The organism is Psychrobacter sp. UBA3962, assembly GCF_002385225.1.
Taxonomy (GTDB): Bacteria; Pseudomonadota; Gammaproteobacteria; order Pseudomonadales; family Moraxellaceae; genus Psychrobacter.
Map to the genome: position 1 here is coordinate 1 of NZ_DGDC01000011.1, position 17,450 is coordinate 17,450.

General features: G+C 42.6%; 15 protein-coding genes and 2 tRNA genes. 3 read left to right on the forward strand and 14 right to left on the reverse strand.

Translation table 11 applies throughout. The annotated features are described in order from the left end of the window. Positions 1 to 78 precede the first annotated feature (78 nt). From pnp to tpiA, 14 genes are all read right to left on the reverse strand, one after another. Positions 79 to 2,187 (reverse strand): polyribonucleotide nucleotidyltransferase, encoded by a 2,109-nt coding sequence (gene pnp, locus B3S92_RS03095; RefSeq protein WP_077451864.1) that lies wholly within the window; start codon positions 2,185 to 2,187, stop codon positions 79 to 81. A gap of 421 nt (positions 2,188 to 2,608) precedes the next feature. Beyond that, entirely contained in the window at positions 2,609 to 2,875 is a 267-nt protein-coding gene (rpsO, locus tag B3S92_RS03100; protein WP_028858412.1) for a 30S ribosomal protein S15, read from the reverse strand. 193 nt (positions 2,876 to 3,068) lie between these two features. Further along, positions 3,069 to 3,227: a hypothetical protein gene (locus B3S92_RS03105; protein WP_296202649.1), complete on the reverse strand. Its 159-nt coding sequence runs from the start codon at positions 3,225 to 3,227 to the stop codon at positions 3,069 to 3,071. A gap of 21 nt (positions 3,228 to 3,248) precedes the next feature. Further along, positions 3,249 to 3,407, reverse strand: coding sequence for a hypothetical protein (locus tag B3S92_RS03110; RefSeq protein WP_296202650.1), 159 nt, complete (start codon positions 3,405 to 3,407; stop codon positions 3,249 to 3,251). Positions 3,408 to 3,497: 90 nt separating this feature from the next. After that, positions 3,498 to 4,031, reverse strand: a complete 534-nt coding sequence (locus tag B3S92_RS03115) for a type 1 glutamine amidotransferase domain-containing protein (protein WP_296202652.1) — start codon at positions 4,029 to 4,031, stop codon at positions 3,498 to 3,500. A gap of 558 nt (positions 4,032 to 4,589) precedes the next feature. Further along, positions 4,590 to 5,621, reverse strand: coding sequence for a tRNA pseudouridine(55) synthase TruB (gene truB / locus B3S92_RS03120; RefSeq protein WP_296202654.1), 1,032 nt, complete (start codon positions 5,619 to 5,621; stop codon positions 4,590 to 4,592). A 66-nt stretch (positions 5,622 to 5,687) separates the two neighbouring features. After that, the gene (locus B3S92_RS03125; protein WP_296202656.1) at positions 5,688 to 6,110 is read right to left on the reverse strand and encodes a ribosome-binding factor A; all 423 of its coding nucleotides are present in this window, start codon (positions 6,108 to 6,110) and stop codon (positions 5,688 to 5,690) included. 172 nt (positions 6,111 to 6,282) lie between these two features. Then, on the reverse strand, positions 6,283 to 9,000 hold the full coding sequence (gene infB / locus B3S92_RS03130; protein ID WP_296202658.1) for a translation initiation factor IF-2: 2,718 nt from the start codon (positions 8,998 to 9,000) through the stop codon (positions 6,283 to 6,285). 17 nt (positions 9,001 to 9,017) lie between these two features. Next, entirely contained in the window at positions 9,018 to 10,505 is a 1,488-nt protein-coding gene (gene nusA / locus B3S92_RS03135; RefSeq protein ID WP_077450777.1) for a transcription termination factor NusA, read from the reverse strand. A gap of 227 nt (positions 10,506 to 10,732) precedes the next feature. After that, a complete protein-coding gene (rimP, locus tag B3S92_RS03140) occupies positions 10,733 to 11,233 on the reverse strand; it encodes a ribosome maturation factor RimP (protein ID WP_077448307.1) in 501 nt (166 codons plus the stop codon). Positions 11,234 to 11,372: 139 nt separating this feature from the next. After that, positions 11,373 to 11,449 (reverse strand) — tRNA-Met (locus B3S92_RS03145). 212 nt (positions 11,450 to 11,661) lie between these two features. Next, positions 11,662 to 11,746: transfer RNA gene (locus tag B3S92_RS03150), tRNA-Leu, on the reverse strand. Positions 11,747 to 11,957: 211 nt separating this feature from the next. Continuing rightward, the gene (gene secG / locus B3S92_RS03155) at positions 11,958 to 12,275 is read right to left on the reverse strand and encodes a preprotein translocase subunit SecG (protein ID WP_077450778.1); all 318 of its coding nucleotides are present in this window, start codon (positions 12,273 to 12,275) and stop codon (positions 11,958 to 11,960) included. A gap of 289 nt (positions 12,276 to 12,564) precedes the next feature. Next, positions 12,565 to 13,362: a triose-phosphate isomerase gene (gene tpiA / locus B3S92_RS03160; protein WP_296202663.1), complete on the reverse strand. Its 798-nt coding sequence runs from the start codon at positions 13,360 to 13,362 to the stop codon at positions 12,565 to 12,567. Between the two features lie 338 nt (positions 13,363 to 13,700). Here tpiA and B3S92_RS03165 point away from each other — a divergent pair, with 338 nt between their 5' ends. The 3 genes from B3S92_RS03165 (at position 13,701) to B3S92_RS03175 (ending at position 17,270) form a co-directional block, all read left to right on the forward strand. Next, entirely contained in the window at positions 13,701 to 14,999 is a 1,299-nt protein-coding gene (locus tag B3S92_RS03165; protein WP_296202665.1) for an ATPase, T2SS/T4P/T4SS family, read from the forward strand. Positions 15,000 to 15,081: 82 nt separating this feature from the next. After that, positions 15,082 to 16,305 (forward strand): type II secretion system F family protein, encoded by a 1,224-nt coding sequence (locus B3S92_RS03170; RefSeq protein WP_296202667.1) that lies wholly within the window; start codon positions 15,082 to 15,084, stop codon positions 16,303 to 16,305. Between the two features lie 65 nt (positions 16,306 to 16,370). Continuing rightward, positions 16,371 to 17,270 (forward strand): prepilin peptidase, encoded by a 900-nt coding sequence (locus B3S92_RS03175; protein ID WP_296202669.1) that lies wholly within the window; start codon positions 16,371 to 16,373, stop codon positions 17,268 to 17,270. The last annotated feature ends 180 nt before the right edge of the window (positions 17,271 to 17,450 follow it).

The following is a 17,450-nucleotide window of genomic DNA, read 5'->3' on the forward strand; positions in this document are numbered from 1 at the left end:
GGGACATTTTGTATTAAAAAAGCCGCTTCTTAAAGAAGCGGCTTTTTTTGTATTAGACCAAGTTAGGTCATAAGCAAATTAAGCTTGCTCTTGCTCAACGCCTTTCATGGTTAGCTTAATACGGCCACGGTTATCAACGTCTTGAACCAATACATTGATTTCTTGGCCTTCACTTAGATAGTCAGAAACGTTTTCTACACGCTCATCTGAGATCTGTGAGATATGGACTAAGCCATCAGTACCTGGTAGTACAGTTACGAATGCACCAAAATCCACAACACGAGCTACAGTACCTTTATAGACCTTACCCACTTCAACTTCTGCAGTTAGCGCTTCAATCTGACGAATCGCTTCTTTAGTAGCTGCCTTGTTTTCACCAAAGATACGAATGGTACCATTGTCGTCGATATCGATAACCGCACCTGTGTCTTCAGTTAACTGACGGATAGTTGCACCGCCTTTACCGATTACATCACGGATCTTGTCTGAGTTAATTTCCATAACCGCATAGTTAGGCGCATGGGCATTAATTTCAGTACGGCTGGCTGGCAATACTTCATTCATTGCATTTAGGATATGGATACGACCGGCGTGAGCTTGCTCAAGTGCTTTTTCCATAATATCAGGAGTGATACCTTCAATCTTAATATCCATCTGCAATGCAGTGATACCGTCTTTTGTACCGGCCACTTTAAAATCCATATCGCCTAAGTGATCTTCGTCACCTAAGATGTCTGATAACACCGCAAAACGATCGCCTTCTTTAACTAAACCCATGGCAATGCCGGCCACAGGAGCTTTCATTGGCACACCAGCATCCATTAAGGCAAGGCTAGCGCCACAAACTGAAGCCATAGAAGAAGAACCGTTAGATTCAGTAATTTCAGACACCACACGGATTACGTATGGGAAGCGGTCACTGTCTGGAAGCATGGCTTGAACACCACGACGAGCTAGACGACCATGACCGATTTCACGACGCTTTGGCACCCCTTCACGACCTGTCTCACCTACTGAGAAGTGTGGGAAGTTATAATGCAGCATGAAGTGATCTTGGATAGTACCGGCTAGTGAATCAATTAGGTTAACATCACGTGAGTTACCTAAAGTGGTAGTAACTAAGGCCTGAGTCTCACCACGGGTAAATAGAGCAGAACCATGAGTATAAGGTAATACGCCTACTTGGATATCTAAAGCACGAACTGTGTCTAAGTCACGACCATCAATACGTGGCTTACCAGAAAGAATGGCGTCACGAACGGTGCGGTACTTAAGATCTTCATAGATTTCTTTGATTTGCGCTTCTTTCTCGCCAAATTCTTCGCTTTCAGGATCCCCTGCAAGAGCTTCGATAGCAGCAGCTTTGATTTCATCAAGCTTGGTATAACGGTCTTGCTTATCGCTGATTGAATAAGCATCAGCTACTTGGCTACCAAACTGAGTGGTTAATTTTTCTTTTAACTCAGCGTTTAGCTCTGGAGCAACAAACTGTTGTTTTTCAGTACCAACTGCTTTGGCCAGCTCAACGATGTTATCGATAACAATCTGTTGCTGCTCATGACCATATAATACCGCGCCTAACATTTGATCTTCAGACAGCTCAGCGGCTTCTGATTCAACCATTAATACCGCAGATTTAGTACCCGCAACCACCAGATCAAGATCACTGGTCTCTAACTCTTCAATAGAAGGGTTAAGAACGTATTCACCATTGATAAAACCAACACGAGCACCACCAACAGGGCCGTTGAAAGGCGCATCTGAGATAGCCAGTGCCGCAGAAGCACCAATCATAGCAGCGATATCAGCATAGTGTTTTTTATCACTTGATACCACAGTGGCTGTGATTTGAATTTCGTTGACATAGCCTTCTGGGAATAAAGGACGAATTGGACGGTCAATTAGACGAGAAGTTAGCGTTTCAAATTCAGTTGGACGGCCTTCACGCTTGCCGTAAGCACCAGGGATTTTACCTGCTGCGTACATTTTCTCTTGATAGTTAACCGTTAGTGGGAAGAAGTTTTGACCTTCTTTGGCATCACTTTTAACCACAGCTGCCACCAATACGGATACTCCGCCCATATGCACAAGCACTGAGTTCGCTTGTCTAGCGATACGACCGGTTTCAATGATTACTTGCTGGTTGCCATATTGGAACTCTCGAGAAATGGTATTGAACATTGACATTAATTTTTCCTATTTTTATAAATTAGCAAATATAAAGGGGTAACACATCTATTGAGACTTACTTTAGCCTCTAACGTTTGACTGCTTTTTAAAGAATCAAACCCCTGCCTGTAATACAGACGCAGACGGTTTCAACCAAACACGGCAAACGTTAGAAGCCCATTATCATCAAATAGATGGCCTCTTATTTTACAGGGATTTGCCATAGTTGACCAATAAAAGTCACTTGACACCCTGACTGGATTATCTCACTAGACAATGACCAGCTTTGAAGAAAGTGAGGATAAAGAATGAGATATAAAAAACGGCGTGAAATATTCACACCGTCTTTTTTTATCTAAGGCATGAGCGCTTTAATTTAACTTTTGACATAAACTCATAGCTCCAATTAGGGAGAATGAACTTAAAGCCACCGTTAAAATTAACGACGCAGACCTAGTTCGCTGATTAGTGCTGCGTAGCGAGCTAAATCTTTACCTTTTAAGTAATCTAGTAGCTTACGGCGTTGGTTAACCATACGGATTAAACCACGACGGCTATGGTGATCGCCTTTATGCTCTTTGAAGTGATCTTGTAGATCATTGATACGGGCACTTAGTAGTGCGATTTGTACTTCAGGTGAACCAGTATCGCCAGGGGCGCGCTGATATTGAGCAATAATTTGTTCGCGATCGGTTTTAGTTAGCATAACTTTCTCCTGCAATGCATTGATAATATAAAGTCAGTTTTATTGAGGACATCCCTGCATTACTAGAGATGACCTAAAAAAATGACTAAGTAAGCCTATCATTATAACAAAAAACTACTCTTAGGTGAGTAGTTTTTTTAAATAGATTCAGCAGAGCCTTAAATCTCAACTCTTCTTTGAATCAGGATTTGTCTTATTTATTTTTAGGTCTGTCTGCTTCAGTTGCGTTACGACCTAATGTTTCATCCTCTAAAGGAGCAGTAGTCGCTTCTGCTAAAGTATCAGGCTCCTGCTTATCGTCTAAAGCTTCTTCTAAGCTATCTGCATCCTGGTTTAGTTTCTTGTCACTCATGATAATCTCCGGTTTAGGGAACTACTTAGATTGTGTCTTTTCAAGATTTTCAGCGATGCCTTCTGCCGCTTCGTCTTGATCCTTGTCTTTATTGTTACCTAAATTACCTTCAACTTGGTTTTTTAAACCCGCAAGTTCGGCTTCTGATTGTTGTTGTGCAAATTTATTATCATTAGACATAATATTTTCCTTAACTGTTATAAAAATTATTGATGGATAAAGTTGTAAATTGCTTTTATTCAATGCTGTATTTTATGTTTCTAACAGGGATTACGACTGACTGAGAGATTTATCAATAGCCTCAGCAAAGGCTTCAATATCATCAGGATTACGTGATGTAATTAGATTTCCCTCTTGTTGTACTCGTTTGTCTACAAAAGTACCGCCCGCATTTTCAATGTCTGTTTGTAGGGTGTGATAAGCGGTTAAAGTCTTACCTTTTGCTAATCCTGAGTTAATAAGCAGCCAAGGGGCATGGCAAATAGCGGCTACTGTTTTATTTTTGTCATAAAAACTTTTGACAAAATGTTGAGCGACTTTGTCTACGCGGATAGTATCAGCATTTACTGTACCGCCTGGTAATACAAGGGCAGCATAATCTTCAGCATTGGCTTCGCTGAGAAAGAGATCGGCAGTAAAGGTGTCTGCTTTATCCACATCTCCTTTCATACCTTGTACTTCTTTTTTATCATTAGTGGTAATTAATACCGTTTCATGGCCTTTGTCTCGTAACAAGCGGTCCACTTCTTCATATTCTGATTGTTCAAAATATGAACTTAATAAAAATGCGATTTTAGTACTCATTATTAAACACTCCGTTATTATTGAGACTTTAAATACTGCTGTATCTAGACTTCTGTTCTAGTTGGATCGATGGTTATTATTATTTATTGTTCTAGTAAGGTTTAAGAGTATGGGCCTATTCATTATTATTTTGAGGCTAAACTTTACTCAACCCTTTCTTCACTTATTATTCTTGTCTCTTATTGTTCTTTTTATGCGTTATGCTTTTTAATTATTGGCTTACTTATTTTTATTATTTAATTTTTTATTTTATTCTTATTTATTTTTTTCTTTAGATTTGCAGTTTAACTTTTTCTTTTTAATGTAATCCTTTCCTTAGGCTCACTATCTACACTACAAGCTTAATAGCGCCCATAAAAGATACCAGTTGCAAGGAAATGTATGTATTTGTGAAATGTGTGGCTGCTAAGTAACTTGTATAACTAAACGTAATCTAGAAAAACCACTTTCCATAAACCCATAAAAAAAGCCCATATCATTCAATAAGATATGGGCTTTTTCCAATTTATTTTACTAACTGTTTTACTGACTGATAAGCTAACCAGATAACTGCAATGCTCATCTCTGAATCATTTTCTTCGGCTGTAAACGGCCATTTAGTTGTAACTCACCTAACCCCAAAAAGTCGCCTTCCTCATTAAATAACTTAATATCACAACTTCTTTCAGCCTGGGCGGTTTCCTTATCTGAGTCCTGATTATCACCCAGCTCCTTGATTAAATAAGCGGTTAACGCTTCATCAAGCTGCGACTTAACATTGAGACGTTGACCCATTAACAAACGTTGACACTGCTCATCGGTCACCACAAGCGAGCTTAGCCCGCTGATACAAGCATCTATACTTTGCAATTGAGCCAAACGCTGTTCATGTGTTTGCTCTTCTAGCTCGTCAAGGCTGATGGCTTGCTCAATATCGAAATGACCCACTTGTGTCCGACGCAAAGCCGTAAGATGCCCCAAAGTGCCCAAAGCTTGAGCGATATCCTCTCCCAACACTCGCACATAGGTGCCTTTAGAGCAAGTCACTGTTAATAATAACTCGTCTTTTGCTTCACCCTGCTCTAAAACCAGCTGTTTAATGCTGATAGGACGAGCTTCCCGTTCAATCTCGATACCTGCACGGGCATACTCATACAGCTTTTTGCCCTCTTTTTTTAAGGCAGAATACATGGGCGGAATTTGTTTGATATCACCAGAAAACTGAGCGGTTACCTGCGCTAAGTCTACTGCAGAAATTTCAGGGATGTCTTTTTCGGCAATGGTTTGCCCCTCTGCGTCACCGGTATCGGTTTGAACCCCTAATTTGATAACGGCCTGATAAGATTTATCCGCGTCAAGTTGATAATGGCTAAACTTAGTTGCTTCACCCAAACATACAGGCAATAACCCCGTGGCCATAGGATCAAGGGTGCCGGTATGACCGGCCTTTTTACTGTCATGGACAGGAGATTTAAGCAAATACTTCACCTTAGAGACCACCTGCTGCGAGGTCATTCCCTTCGGTTTATCAATCAAAATAACGCCTGACACTTTACTCTTTTGGGCTTTATTTGAGGATTGAGCGGAGCTGGCTGTATTATTTGTCGTCATTGATATCTACTCAATTCAGTGAAACTCAAAGGCAAATTAAACTCAAAACCCAAAGTAGGCTAGCTATTAGAGTGCTGAGTTATTGTCGTCGCCATCTTCATCGCTATTGGCTTCGGTTTGCTCAGTCTTGGTCACGGCTTTATTGATCAGCTCCATCATGTAGTTACCGCGAGCAGTCACTTCATCGTAATGGAATCTTAAGCGAGGTGTAGTGCGTGTTTTAAGGCTATGACTTAATTCAGTACGCAAGAAGCCTGCCGCTTTATTAAGCACTTCTATGCTGGCCTCGTGACTGTGCTTACTCATCGCATCATTTAGCTCGGGTTCCATTACCGTCACATAAACGTCTGCATAACCCAAATCTGAGCTTACTTTGACGCTTGAGATAGTAACAAAACCTGTTAAACGGGGATCATTAATCTCATCACGAATAAGAACAGCAAGTTCACGCTGAATTTGATCACCCACACGTTGTAAACGTTGGCTCATGGTTCTTCCTTTTAATGCAGTTATTAGTAACAGCCTGACCCTCATTATCAGCACTACTTGGTGTGACTTTGAGTGGTTATGACTGATAATAACTCATAATATAATGGCTATAAAAAACAAAAAAAGACCTAACAGGATGACCTGATAGGTCTTTGATAACTACTTTTAATACTTAGATAGTACGCTGAATCTCTTGGATTTCAAACACTTCAATCTTATCACCCACTTCAACGTCATAGCCGCGAACCGCAAGACCACACTCCATACCAGAGCGCACTTCGTTCACGTCATCTTTGTAGCGACGTAGAGACTGAAGTTGGCCAGTAAAGACCACTTTGTCATCACGTAATACGCGGATAGACTTGTTGCGATAGATAGTGCCTTCAACCACCATACAACCAGCGGCTGCACCAAACTTACTTGAACGGAATACGTCACGTACTTCAGCGATACCCAAGATTTTCTCGCGATGTTCAGGAGACAGCATACCACTCATCGCCGCCTTCACATCATCAATTAGACCATAGATTACGCTGTAGTAACGAATATCAATACCCGCTTCATCCGCTTTACGCTTAGCAGCATTGTCAGCACGAACGTTAAAGCCTAATAATACCGCTTCACTTGATTCAGCAAGCGTTACATCAGACTCTGCGATTGGGCCCACACCTGAGCTAATCACTTTCACTTTAACTTCGTCAGTAGATAACTCGTTTAAGGCTGCAAGTAGGGCTTCTAGCGTACCGCGTACGTCTGTCTTCAAGATAATATTTAAGAAAGACAAGTCGTCTTGACCCATCTGCTCAAACATACTTTCAAGACGCATCTTGTTCTGACGCTCAAGCAGTTGCTCACGCTCACGGTTGGCACGGAATTCCGCCACTTCACGGGCTTTCTTCTCATCAGATACAACTAAGAATTCGCTACCCGCTGCTGGTGTGTCTGGTAGACCTAGAATCTCTACTGGGATTGACGGACCGGCTGATTTAACACGTTGGCCTGTCTCATCAGTCATCGCACGAACTTTACCGTAGAATTCACCGGCTAAGACTAGATCCCCTTGGTTTAAGGTCCCTTTCTTAACTAGAACACTGGCAACGGCACCACGGCCTTTTTCAAGACGTGATTCAATGACCACACCCTGTGCAGCACCTTCAGTAGGTGCCTCAAGTTCCATAAGCTCAGCTTGTAGGTTTACCAGCTCTAACAGCTCATCGATACCTTCGCCCGTTTTAGCAGAAATCTTCGCTAATGGAACATCACCGCCCCACTCTTCTGTTACCACTTCTTTGGTGGTTAACTCGTTTAGTACGCGATCAGGATCAGCGGTGCTCTTATCCATCTTGTTAATAGCAACGATGATTGGCGTACCAGAAGCACGAGCGTGATCAATGGCTTCTTCAGTTTGTGGCATCATACCATCATCAGCAGCCACAACTAGGATTACGATATCCGTCGCTTGTGCACCACGTGAACGCATAGCGGTAAACGCCGCGTGACCTGGAGTATCTAGGAAAGTAATGACACCACGCTCAGTCTTAACATGATAAGCACCGATATGTTGCGTAATACCGCCGGCTTCACCTGGCGCTACTTTCGTTTCACGGATCTTATCTAATAAAGAGGTCTTACCATGGTCAACGTGACCCATAATAGTTACTACTGGCGGACGAGTTTGAACGTTACTGCTGCGCTCTTCCACCGCTTCTTGTAAGTCGTCTTCAACTTTAGTATCACTAACTGGAACTGGGTTATGACCCATTTCTTCAACGATTAAGCTGGCTGTGGCTTGATCAATAGCTTCATCCGCAGCAACAATCTCGCCCATCTTCATAAGTAACTTAGTGACTTCACGAGCTTTAACTGCCATGCGCTGAGCCAAATCAGAAACAACGATTTGTTCCGGAATTTCAACATTATGAACAATCTTCTCAACGGGCTTCTCAAATTTATGCTGAGAGGCTTGTGAAGATTTTAAGCCGTGTTTACGGTTGCGAATTTCACGCTCTTCTTGACCTTTACGGCGACGGCCACGAGTAGCTGTGCTAGAAGAACCGCGTTTGATTTCACGACGTTCTTTTTCAAAAGACTCTTCTAATGCTTCGCCCACTAAACCTTCAGCCAATGGCTCATCTTTGCGAACTTCAGCCACAGGCTCTTTATCACTGTATTTACCGGCCATTTTGCGCATTTGCTCAAGAGTTTTCTTCTGAGCTTCTTCTGCTTGCTTACGGCGAGTTTCTGCTTCGATTTTGCGTAGACGTTCTTCTTCAGCTTCACGGGCTTCACGCGCTTTGCGTTCTGCTGCTGTTTCCACTTTTGGCTTAGTCGGTGCTGCTTTCTTTTTCGGAGCTTGTTTTGCTTCTGCTGCAGCTTTACTGCCTTTTTTCACGACAACCGTAGAGACTTCGTCTTTTTTGTCATCAGAGGAGCTACCGCCACCCAAGTTAGCACGCATCGCCGCCAGTGTGGCTGCTTGACGCTCTTCGGCTTCTTTTTTGGCTTGTTCGCGTTTCTTCGCTTCTTCTTCAGCGCGTTGCCTCGCTTCTAAAGCCGCTTTTTCACGCGCAGCAATTTCTTCAGCCAATTTGTTGGGATCGGGCTTTTCAAATACTTTTTTCTTACGAACTTCAACATTAACGCTTTTTGACTTGCCTGAAGAGCCAGTCACGCGAGCGGTACTGGTCGTTTTAGATTTCAAGCTAATACGACGTTTTTCTTTTTGTCCGTGTGTTTGCTTCAGGAAAGCTACCAGCTGTTCTTGCTCAAGCTCGGTGACCAGGTCATCCTCGCCACGAGCAGGCAGCCCAGCGTCAGTCAGTTGCTTCTGTACTGCACTGACTGATTTGCTTACCATGTCTGCTAATTCTTTGACGGTCTTATCTGCCATTTATAGTCACCTATTTATTATTCTTCATTAAACCAAGATTCACGTGCCTTCATGATCAGCTCACCTGCAATTTTCTCATCAAGACCTTCAATGTCTTCAAGATCAAATACTGCTTGCTCTGCTAAATCATCTAACGTGATGATGTCACGTTGAGCCAGCTTATACGCCCAGTCGGTCGTCATGCCGTCCATTGTGAGCAACTCTTCGCTTGGCTCTTTCATATTTTGCTGTTTAACCAGTTCATCAGCAATGACTACTTCTTTTGCACGCTCTTGAATCATTTCAATCGCGTCGTCGTCAAGACCTTCGATGTCATAGAAAGTCTCAGCAGGCACATAAGCCACTTCTTCAATACTGGTAAAGCCTACGTCTACTAACGCTTGAGCTAAGTCTTCGTCTACTTCTAGACGATTATAGAACAGCTCAATATAAGCTTTTGTTTCATTCTGTTGACGCTCTAGGTATTCCGCCTCAAGCATCATATTTAGTTTATAACCGGTTAACTCTGAAGCCAAACGTACGTTTTGACCTTGGGCACCAATGGCGCGCGCTAACTGATCATTAGCAGTAAAGATGATGTCTGCTGTTTTGGCATCTTCATCTAGAATAATACTGCTTACGTCTGCTGGCTCTAAAGCACTGATAATGTACTGTGCCGGATCATCAGACCATACGATAACATCAATACGCTCTCCATCAAGCTCTGATTGCACGGCTTGGATACGAGTCCCACGCATACCAATACAGGCACCCACAGGATCGATACGATGATCATTGGTCTTCACTGATATTTTAGCACGAACACCAGGCTGACGGGCCACATCACGAATTTCTATGATTTGTTCGTTAATTTCTGGTACTTCTTTATTCATCAACGCAATCAGCATATCTGGGCTGGTACGTGATAATAATAATTGCGCACCGCGGTTATCGCGATTTACATGATATAGGATAGCATTAATACGAGACTTTACGCGTAATTGTTCACGAGGCAACATTTGATCGCGTGATAAATAGCCTTCAGCATTATCGCCTAGATCAATGATATAGCCATCACGAGTTTGCTTTTTAACTTCGCCATACATCATCTCACCAATTCTTGGCTCGAAGGCATCCGCAGTTAAAGCACGTTCAGCTTCACGTATCTTTTGGATAATAACTTGCTTGGCTTGTGTGGCGGCAATGCGACCAAACTCGATAGACTCGATTTGTTCTTCTTTAATATCACCAATTGACCATTCGTTTTCATCAAGATCACTGATGGCTAACTGACAAGCAGGCATCTCGTGGTCTTCATCAGCGACAACGGTCCAATAGCGATACGTATCATAGTCACCGGTATCACGGTCAATTTCAACACGCACAGCAACTTCAGGCTGCTCGGTATAGACTCTTTTTTTAGTAGAAACCACCAAAGCCTCTTCGATTGCTTCGAAGATGTCTTCTGGATTTAGGCCTTTCTCGTTACTGACGGTCTCTACTACCGTTAAAATTTCTCGACTCATTACACACCTATCCTCGCCTACTTATCATTTAAAGTAGCAAAAAATTATTAAATTTATTTTTTATCTCGGGCCTAAAAGCTGTGAGGTTTAAGTTCATTCAAAACGCTAATTACTATTATCTCTTATGCCAACCTAAATTAATATATAAGGTAGGTTAAAAAGTTAACAGTAAATGTCCGAATCAAATCAAATAAATAGTAAGCTTTAGATTCACTTATATGCCAAGATTACAAATCTTGATAGATTAAATTTGCTTTATCAATGTTATCAAGGGCAATATCGAACTGTTCGCCTTCGGGTGTGACTACAGATAATTGTTTATCGCCTAATTGCTCAAGCTTACCTGTCACTTTACGGCGTTTCGAGCTTCCCACGCCAACTGCTTGAATCAGACGCAAATTAAGCGTTTGACCCAAATAATCCGACATCTGCTCAGGGGCAAAGAAAGGTCTATCAAGACCTGGAGAGGAAACTTCAAGGACATATTCGCCTGCAATAGGATCATGCACTTCAAGCACACCACTAACTTGGTGAGTGACCGCTGCACAGTCTTCAATAGTAACTTGTTTATCAGCGGCTTTGTCTTCTGGCAATGACTCAATATATATGCGTAATAGTGAACGCCCACCTTGCGGTAAGAATTCCACTCCCCACAGCGCTACATCACAAGCAGCCACAGCTGGGGCAATAATGTCGGTTAACTGAGTGACTTTATTAGATAACTTCATGACTCGTTTTTTAGTCCATAAATAGAAGTATCTATTATAAATGCATATTATGACTATTAGGCAATATTAAAAATAACAGATACAAAAAAACCCACAAACAATATGGTGGGTTAAATAAAAAGTAAGATTGAAATAAAAATGGTAGCGGGGGCTGGATTTGAACCAACGACCTTCGGGTTATGAGCCCGACGAGCTACCAGACTGCTCCACCCCGCATCAATCTAGGCTGACTATTATATGTAAAGTTAAAAGGGTTGTCAAGCAATAAACTAATTTAAATTTAAAAACTTACGATCACCCTATAAATCACTGAACTTATAGTCTTACCTTTACTACTTTGCCCCTTGGCTAGCTAATAACTGCTGCCTAAGTGCCAAACTGAATGACCATACTATACATATCTGATAGCAGAGTCAACACAATCATATTGGTGCGATTGGAGGGACTTGAACCCTCACAGCTTGCGCCACCACCCCCTCAAGATGGCGTGTCTACCAATTCCACCACAATCGCATTTTGTAACTTGTCATATCCCACAAGGCCAGATCATTTATTAACGTTAATCAAATCTTTATTGAGGAAAAAGAAGATTAACTTAAATCTTTGCCTTCAGTGGTCACTAATTATTCTAAATTAGGTGGCACATTCTACTCGTCTTTAACTTAGGGTGCAACCCATTTAAAAAGTAGAGACCCCAGTATCAGTACAGATACCGCGCTTTGCCTTACTCTGCTGGTGCAGGTGCTGGCTGCGAATTTGTTACCGGTACTTGAGAGGCCGCTGGTACATCTAGTTGATACTGACCTTCCGCTTGCTTGCGGGCATGAACCGCCAACGTCAAACTGGTGCTAAAGAAGATAACCGCCAATACTGCAGTGGCTCGGGTTAAAAAGTTGGCGCTACCTGCAGCCCCAAAAACCGTACCTGAGGCACCCGCTCCAAAAGAAGCTCCGGCATCCGCCCCTTTACCGTGTTGAATTAAAATCAACCCAATCATGGCAATAGCAACAATAATATGAATGGCTAGAATAATGTTAAACATGCTTTGCCTTACTTAATCTTAAGAGTTAAAAGACGAGAAAATTTCTATGTGACTGTATTTTACTGTATTTTTAATAACGAAACTTTTAATAACAAAGCTTTTAATAACAAAGCTTTTAATAAAGAAGCTTTAATCATTAAGGTTTGAACAGTTAAAGCTTCAATCATTAAATTTTTGATAACTGGAGCAATATCTTGGTGCCAATAGTAACCCTTAACCTCTCTGCTTTAATTTAAATCGAAGACAATTTAAATCAGAGACAAAGAGTCGCTATTGCTCCGCAGCGTAATTATTTAGAAAATGCTTTGGCAATGTCAAGGAAACTGCCCGCTTTTAAGGCAGCGCCCCCAACCAACACCCCATTAATTTGCTCTGAGGCTGCAAAATCTTGAGCATTTTCAGGCTTCACACTGCCTCCATATAAAACAGGAGTCTTGCCTAATGTGGCCTCAAAAGACTGTAAACGTTCACGAATAAATTTGTGAACCTCTGTGACTTCTTCAACACTCGGCACTTTACCCGTACCAATGGCCCAAACTGGCTCATAAGCAATAATCAACTTATTGGCAATATAATCAGCATCGACAGCCTCTGACTGCTGTAAAAAATTAGCAATAATAGTCAGTTGTTCTGCCAATACTTGGGTAGTCTTGCCTGCTTCAAAGTCAGCCTCTGATTCACCAATACAGAAGATAACACCTAAGCCTTGAGCCGCACAGTGTTTCATCTTATTTAATAAAGTGTCGTTGTCTTCATTAAAATACTGACGACGCTCAGAGTGACCAATGATGGCCCATTGTACGCCTAAGTCTTGTAACTGCTGCGCAGAAACATCACCGGTATAGGCACCCGTTTCAGCAGACAAAGCTGACACATCTTGACAGGCCAGCTTGATAGCAGCCGATTTCGTACGCAGAATATCTTCAACCTGAGACAAATGCAATAAGCTTGGCGCCACCATAATATGGCAGTTTTGTAGGGCGGTGCCTTGAGCATCTACACCCTCTACTAAATCATCCACTAAGGCTTGCACTGCATTAACTGAGGCAGGATTTAGCTTCCAATTACCGACAATCCAAGACTTCATAAAACACTCTCAATCAAAGAAATTCAACTTATTAACCAATGGTTTACCTATTAAGCGCTTAATAAAATACAGCCTAATAGTAACGGATAGTGGTCAGCGTAAAAATATGATAGCCCTATATTATATCATAGTCTCATACAACTGATTTAGCCTTTATTGTTTCGAATATTGTTTATAGGATGCAGTTTATAAAATTTCACACACAATTAAGCTTAGCTAATTCTATTTAATGCTTGTGAAAGGGGCAAAAATAAGGTTTACTAAAAAATCTATTTTTTGTCTGAAGTTTTATCCTCTTTTTTTGTCAGGCAGGCACCCTACTTATATAAGAAGCCTCCATGCCCGACGCTAGCGTTTCTGTGCATCCCTCAGCCGCACCCAAACCTCCTAAACCCCTTGGCACCTCAAAGTCGTTGGCCACAGCGGTGCAGCTGACCGCCTTTGACAATGATCCCGTGGTTAAACTGGTCAATTCATTGCTGATGCAGGCTGTACAGCTTGGGGCCTCAGACTTACACTTTGAGCCTTATGAGCAGCTGTATCGGGTTCGCTTCCGTATCGATGGCCTGCTAAAGCAAATGACAACCCTATTACCGTCTTTAATTGCCAAAGTTTCTGCTCGCTTAAAAATCATGGCTCAAATGGACATCTCAGAACGCAGATTGCCACAAGATGGCCGCATCAAACTGCTCACCGCCGACAACCACACTCTCGATTATAGAGTCAGTGCCATACCCACCTTATTTGGCGAAAAAATAGTACTCCGGGTCATTGATTCAGCGGATTCCTTAGTAAACATTAGTGAGCTGGGGCTTGAGCAAGATCAACAGCAATTTTTTTTACAAGCTTTACACCAACCACAAGGTATCGTGCTCATTACAGGCCCCACCGGCTCTGGGAAAACCTTATCGTTATACGCTGGTCTGAAGCTATTAAATACCGAAACCACCAATATCTCTACTGTTGAAGACCCAGTGGAAATAAACCTGTCCGGAGTGAACCAAGTTAGCATTAACCCTAAGATAGGCCTAAGCTTTCATACGGCACTTAAGTCTTTTTTGCGTCAAGACCCAGATGTGATTGTGATTGGCGAGATTCGAGATTTAGAGACCGCTGATAGCGCTATTCGAGCTGCCCAAACTGGGCATTTGGTACTCTCTACTTTACATACCAACTCAGCCACAGAAACCCTAGCCCGCTTACATCATATGGGAGTTGCCGACTTTAATATTGCCACTACCATTAGCTTGGTGGTGGCTCAACGCCTAGCCAGACGTTTATGTATCCATTGTAAAAAGCGCGTTGATGTGCCAACTCATAGTCTATTGCAAATGGGGTTTCTAGACAGCGACCTAAAGCAAATATCAGATTGTGATTCGACTCACTCTGCTATCTTTGAAGCGGTGGGCTGTGAGCACTGTACAGACGGCTATAAAGGCCGAGTAGGTATCTTTGAAATATTGCCTTTAACAGACAAACTGGCCGAGCTGATTATGCAAGGAGGCAATGCGTTACAGGTTAAAGCACTGGCTGAGCAGCAGGGCTTTTATGATCTAAAACGATCGGCTGTATTAAAAGTGCTACGAGGCATTATCAGCATTGAAGAAATGCAGCGGGTGATCATAAGTCAGCCTTAGCGATCCCCTAAAGCTAACCGATAGTAGACAGTCGAAGTTCAATTATCCTAAGCTCAAGACCCCTAACCCTTAAGGACAAGCGGTGAAGCAGGTAAAAAAAGACACCTTATTTCATTTTGTATACCACGGCACTGATCGTCATGGACAAAGTATCACCGGGGAGCTCAGCAGCAGCAGTCTACCGATTGCCAAGGCACAGCTACGCAAACAAGGTATCGTGCTCAATCGAATTCGGCGCAAATCCAAACCTGTGATTGGCTGGACTAGCAAGATAAAGCCCCTAGATATCGCTCTATTTGCCCGCCAGCTGGCCACTATGACAAAAGCTGGTGTTCCCTTATTACAAGCGCTGACCATTGTCATCGAGTCCCTAACCAAAGCTAATATGATTGAGTTGGTCACCAGCGTTAAACTCAGTGTCGAGTCAGGCACGCCGCTTGCTAGTGCTTTAAGCCAACACCCCAAGCAATTTGACAGTTTATTTTGCGCTTTAATTGAAGCCGGTGAGTACTCAGGCTCGCTGGACATCATGTTAGAGCGCATCGCCACTTATAAAGAAAAAAGTGAACACCTAAAAAGCAAAATAAAAAAGGCCATCAAATACCCTATTGCGGTAATTCTAGTAGCAATGACAGTCAGTCTCATTTTATTATTAAAGGTAGTGCCGGTATTTAGTGACTTATTTGCCGCTTTTGGTTCTGAGTTACCCCCTTTTACCCAATTTGTGGTTTCTATTTCTAATGCTGTGCAACGTTGGTGGGCGCTGATGCTAGCACTCATCATATTAGCCGTTTTTGGTTTTTTCCATGCCAAAAATAGCAGCACCCAATTTGTGGGCTTTCTCGATCGAACCTTGTTAAAGCTACCGATAGTAGGGCCTATTACTTACCAAGCAATTATTGCTAGGTTTTCTCGTACCTTAGCCACCACCTATGCAGCTGGCGTTCCTTTACTACAAGCTCTAGAGTCCACGGCAGCAGCCACTGACAACCAACTGTTTTTCCAAGCCACTCAGCAGATTAGACAAGACGTTGCCACTGGTCAGCCTTTAAACTCTGCCATGCTCAGTAGCCAGTTATTTCCCACATTGGCGATTCAAATGGTTAGTATTGGCGAGCACTCGGGCTGCTTGGATGAAATGTTAGATAAAGTCGCCGTATACTATGAAAATGAAGTGGATAATGCGGTTGAAGGACTCACCAGCTTGATGGAGCCGGTCATCATGGTGGTTTTAGGATTGCTCATAGGCGGTTTGGTCATTGCTATGTACCTGCCTATCTTTCAGCTTGGGTCCGTTATTGGCTAGTGGATTGAGGCAATTTTAATTTATTGCTATACATGTTTTTTGGATTACTTTTTACAGGCTATCTCATGCAGCTTTGGCAATTTATTGAAACCCTCCAACACAGCTTAGCAACAGCACTGCTCCTCTTTGGGGTATTGGGGTTATGTGTTGGCAGTTTTTTGAATGTGCTTATTTATCGCACCCCCAAAATTATGATGCAGCAGTGGCGTGTGGGCTCGGTTCAACTCCTCCAGTCTCAATCAGACATTGCGCCAAACTTATTACAGCCTGTGGCAAAAATTGTGATGCAAGATACCCCATTGTCGTTAGCTAGCCCTGCCTCGCATTGTCCCTGCTGTAATCAGCCACTGCGTTGGTATCACAATATTCCTGTATTGAGCTGGATAGCTCTGGGGGGTAAGTGTCATGGCTGTGGCCACAAAATTCACTGGCGCTACCCCTTGGTTGAAATAAGCACGGCACTGCTGTCTGTGCTGGTGATCTATCGACTCGGGGTAACATCACAAGGGCTATTTGCTTTGCTTTTCGTCTGGAGCCTCATTGCCCTAACTGGTATTGATCTTATCAGTCAGTATTTGCCTGATAAGCTGACTTTTCCCTTGATGGCTTTGGGCCTAGCAGTCAATAGCTACTCGGTATTTGTCACCGCCTCGGAATCAATATGGGGTCTGCTGCTGGGCTATTTTAGCCTATGGATTGTGGTGAAAATCTTTTATCTTTTTACTAAAAAGCAAGGCATGGGCGAAGGAGATTTTAAGTTATTGGCAGCACTAGGGGCTTGGTTGGGCCCTGTGCTACTGCCTTTTATCATCTTGCTATCTTCGCTTCTCGGTTCTATTATTGGTATCATCTTAATGCGTAAGCGAGCCGAAAGTCGTCCTTTTGCCTTTGGTCCCTATCTGGCCATTGCTGGCATGGTGGCTCTACTCTATGGACACTCGCTTATACAGTGGTACCTTCATTAAATAAACCCAATAGCTAGCTGACCGTTCTGCCATTTAATTAGGCTGCCTGCGCTTTGGTTACTAGCGGGTTTAGATTAAGCACAGCAATTAATACAAAACAATTGTCAGAACATGCTAACTTTAGCGGTTATATGTTTTTATAGCCTAACTTTGAGCGAGTTTATAGCCTGATTTTGAGCA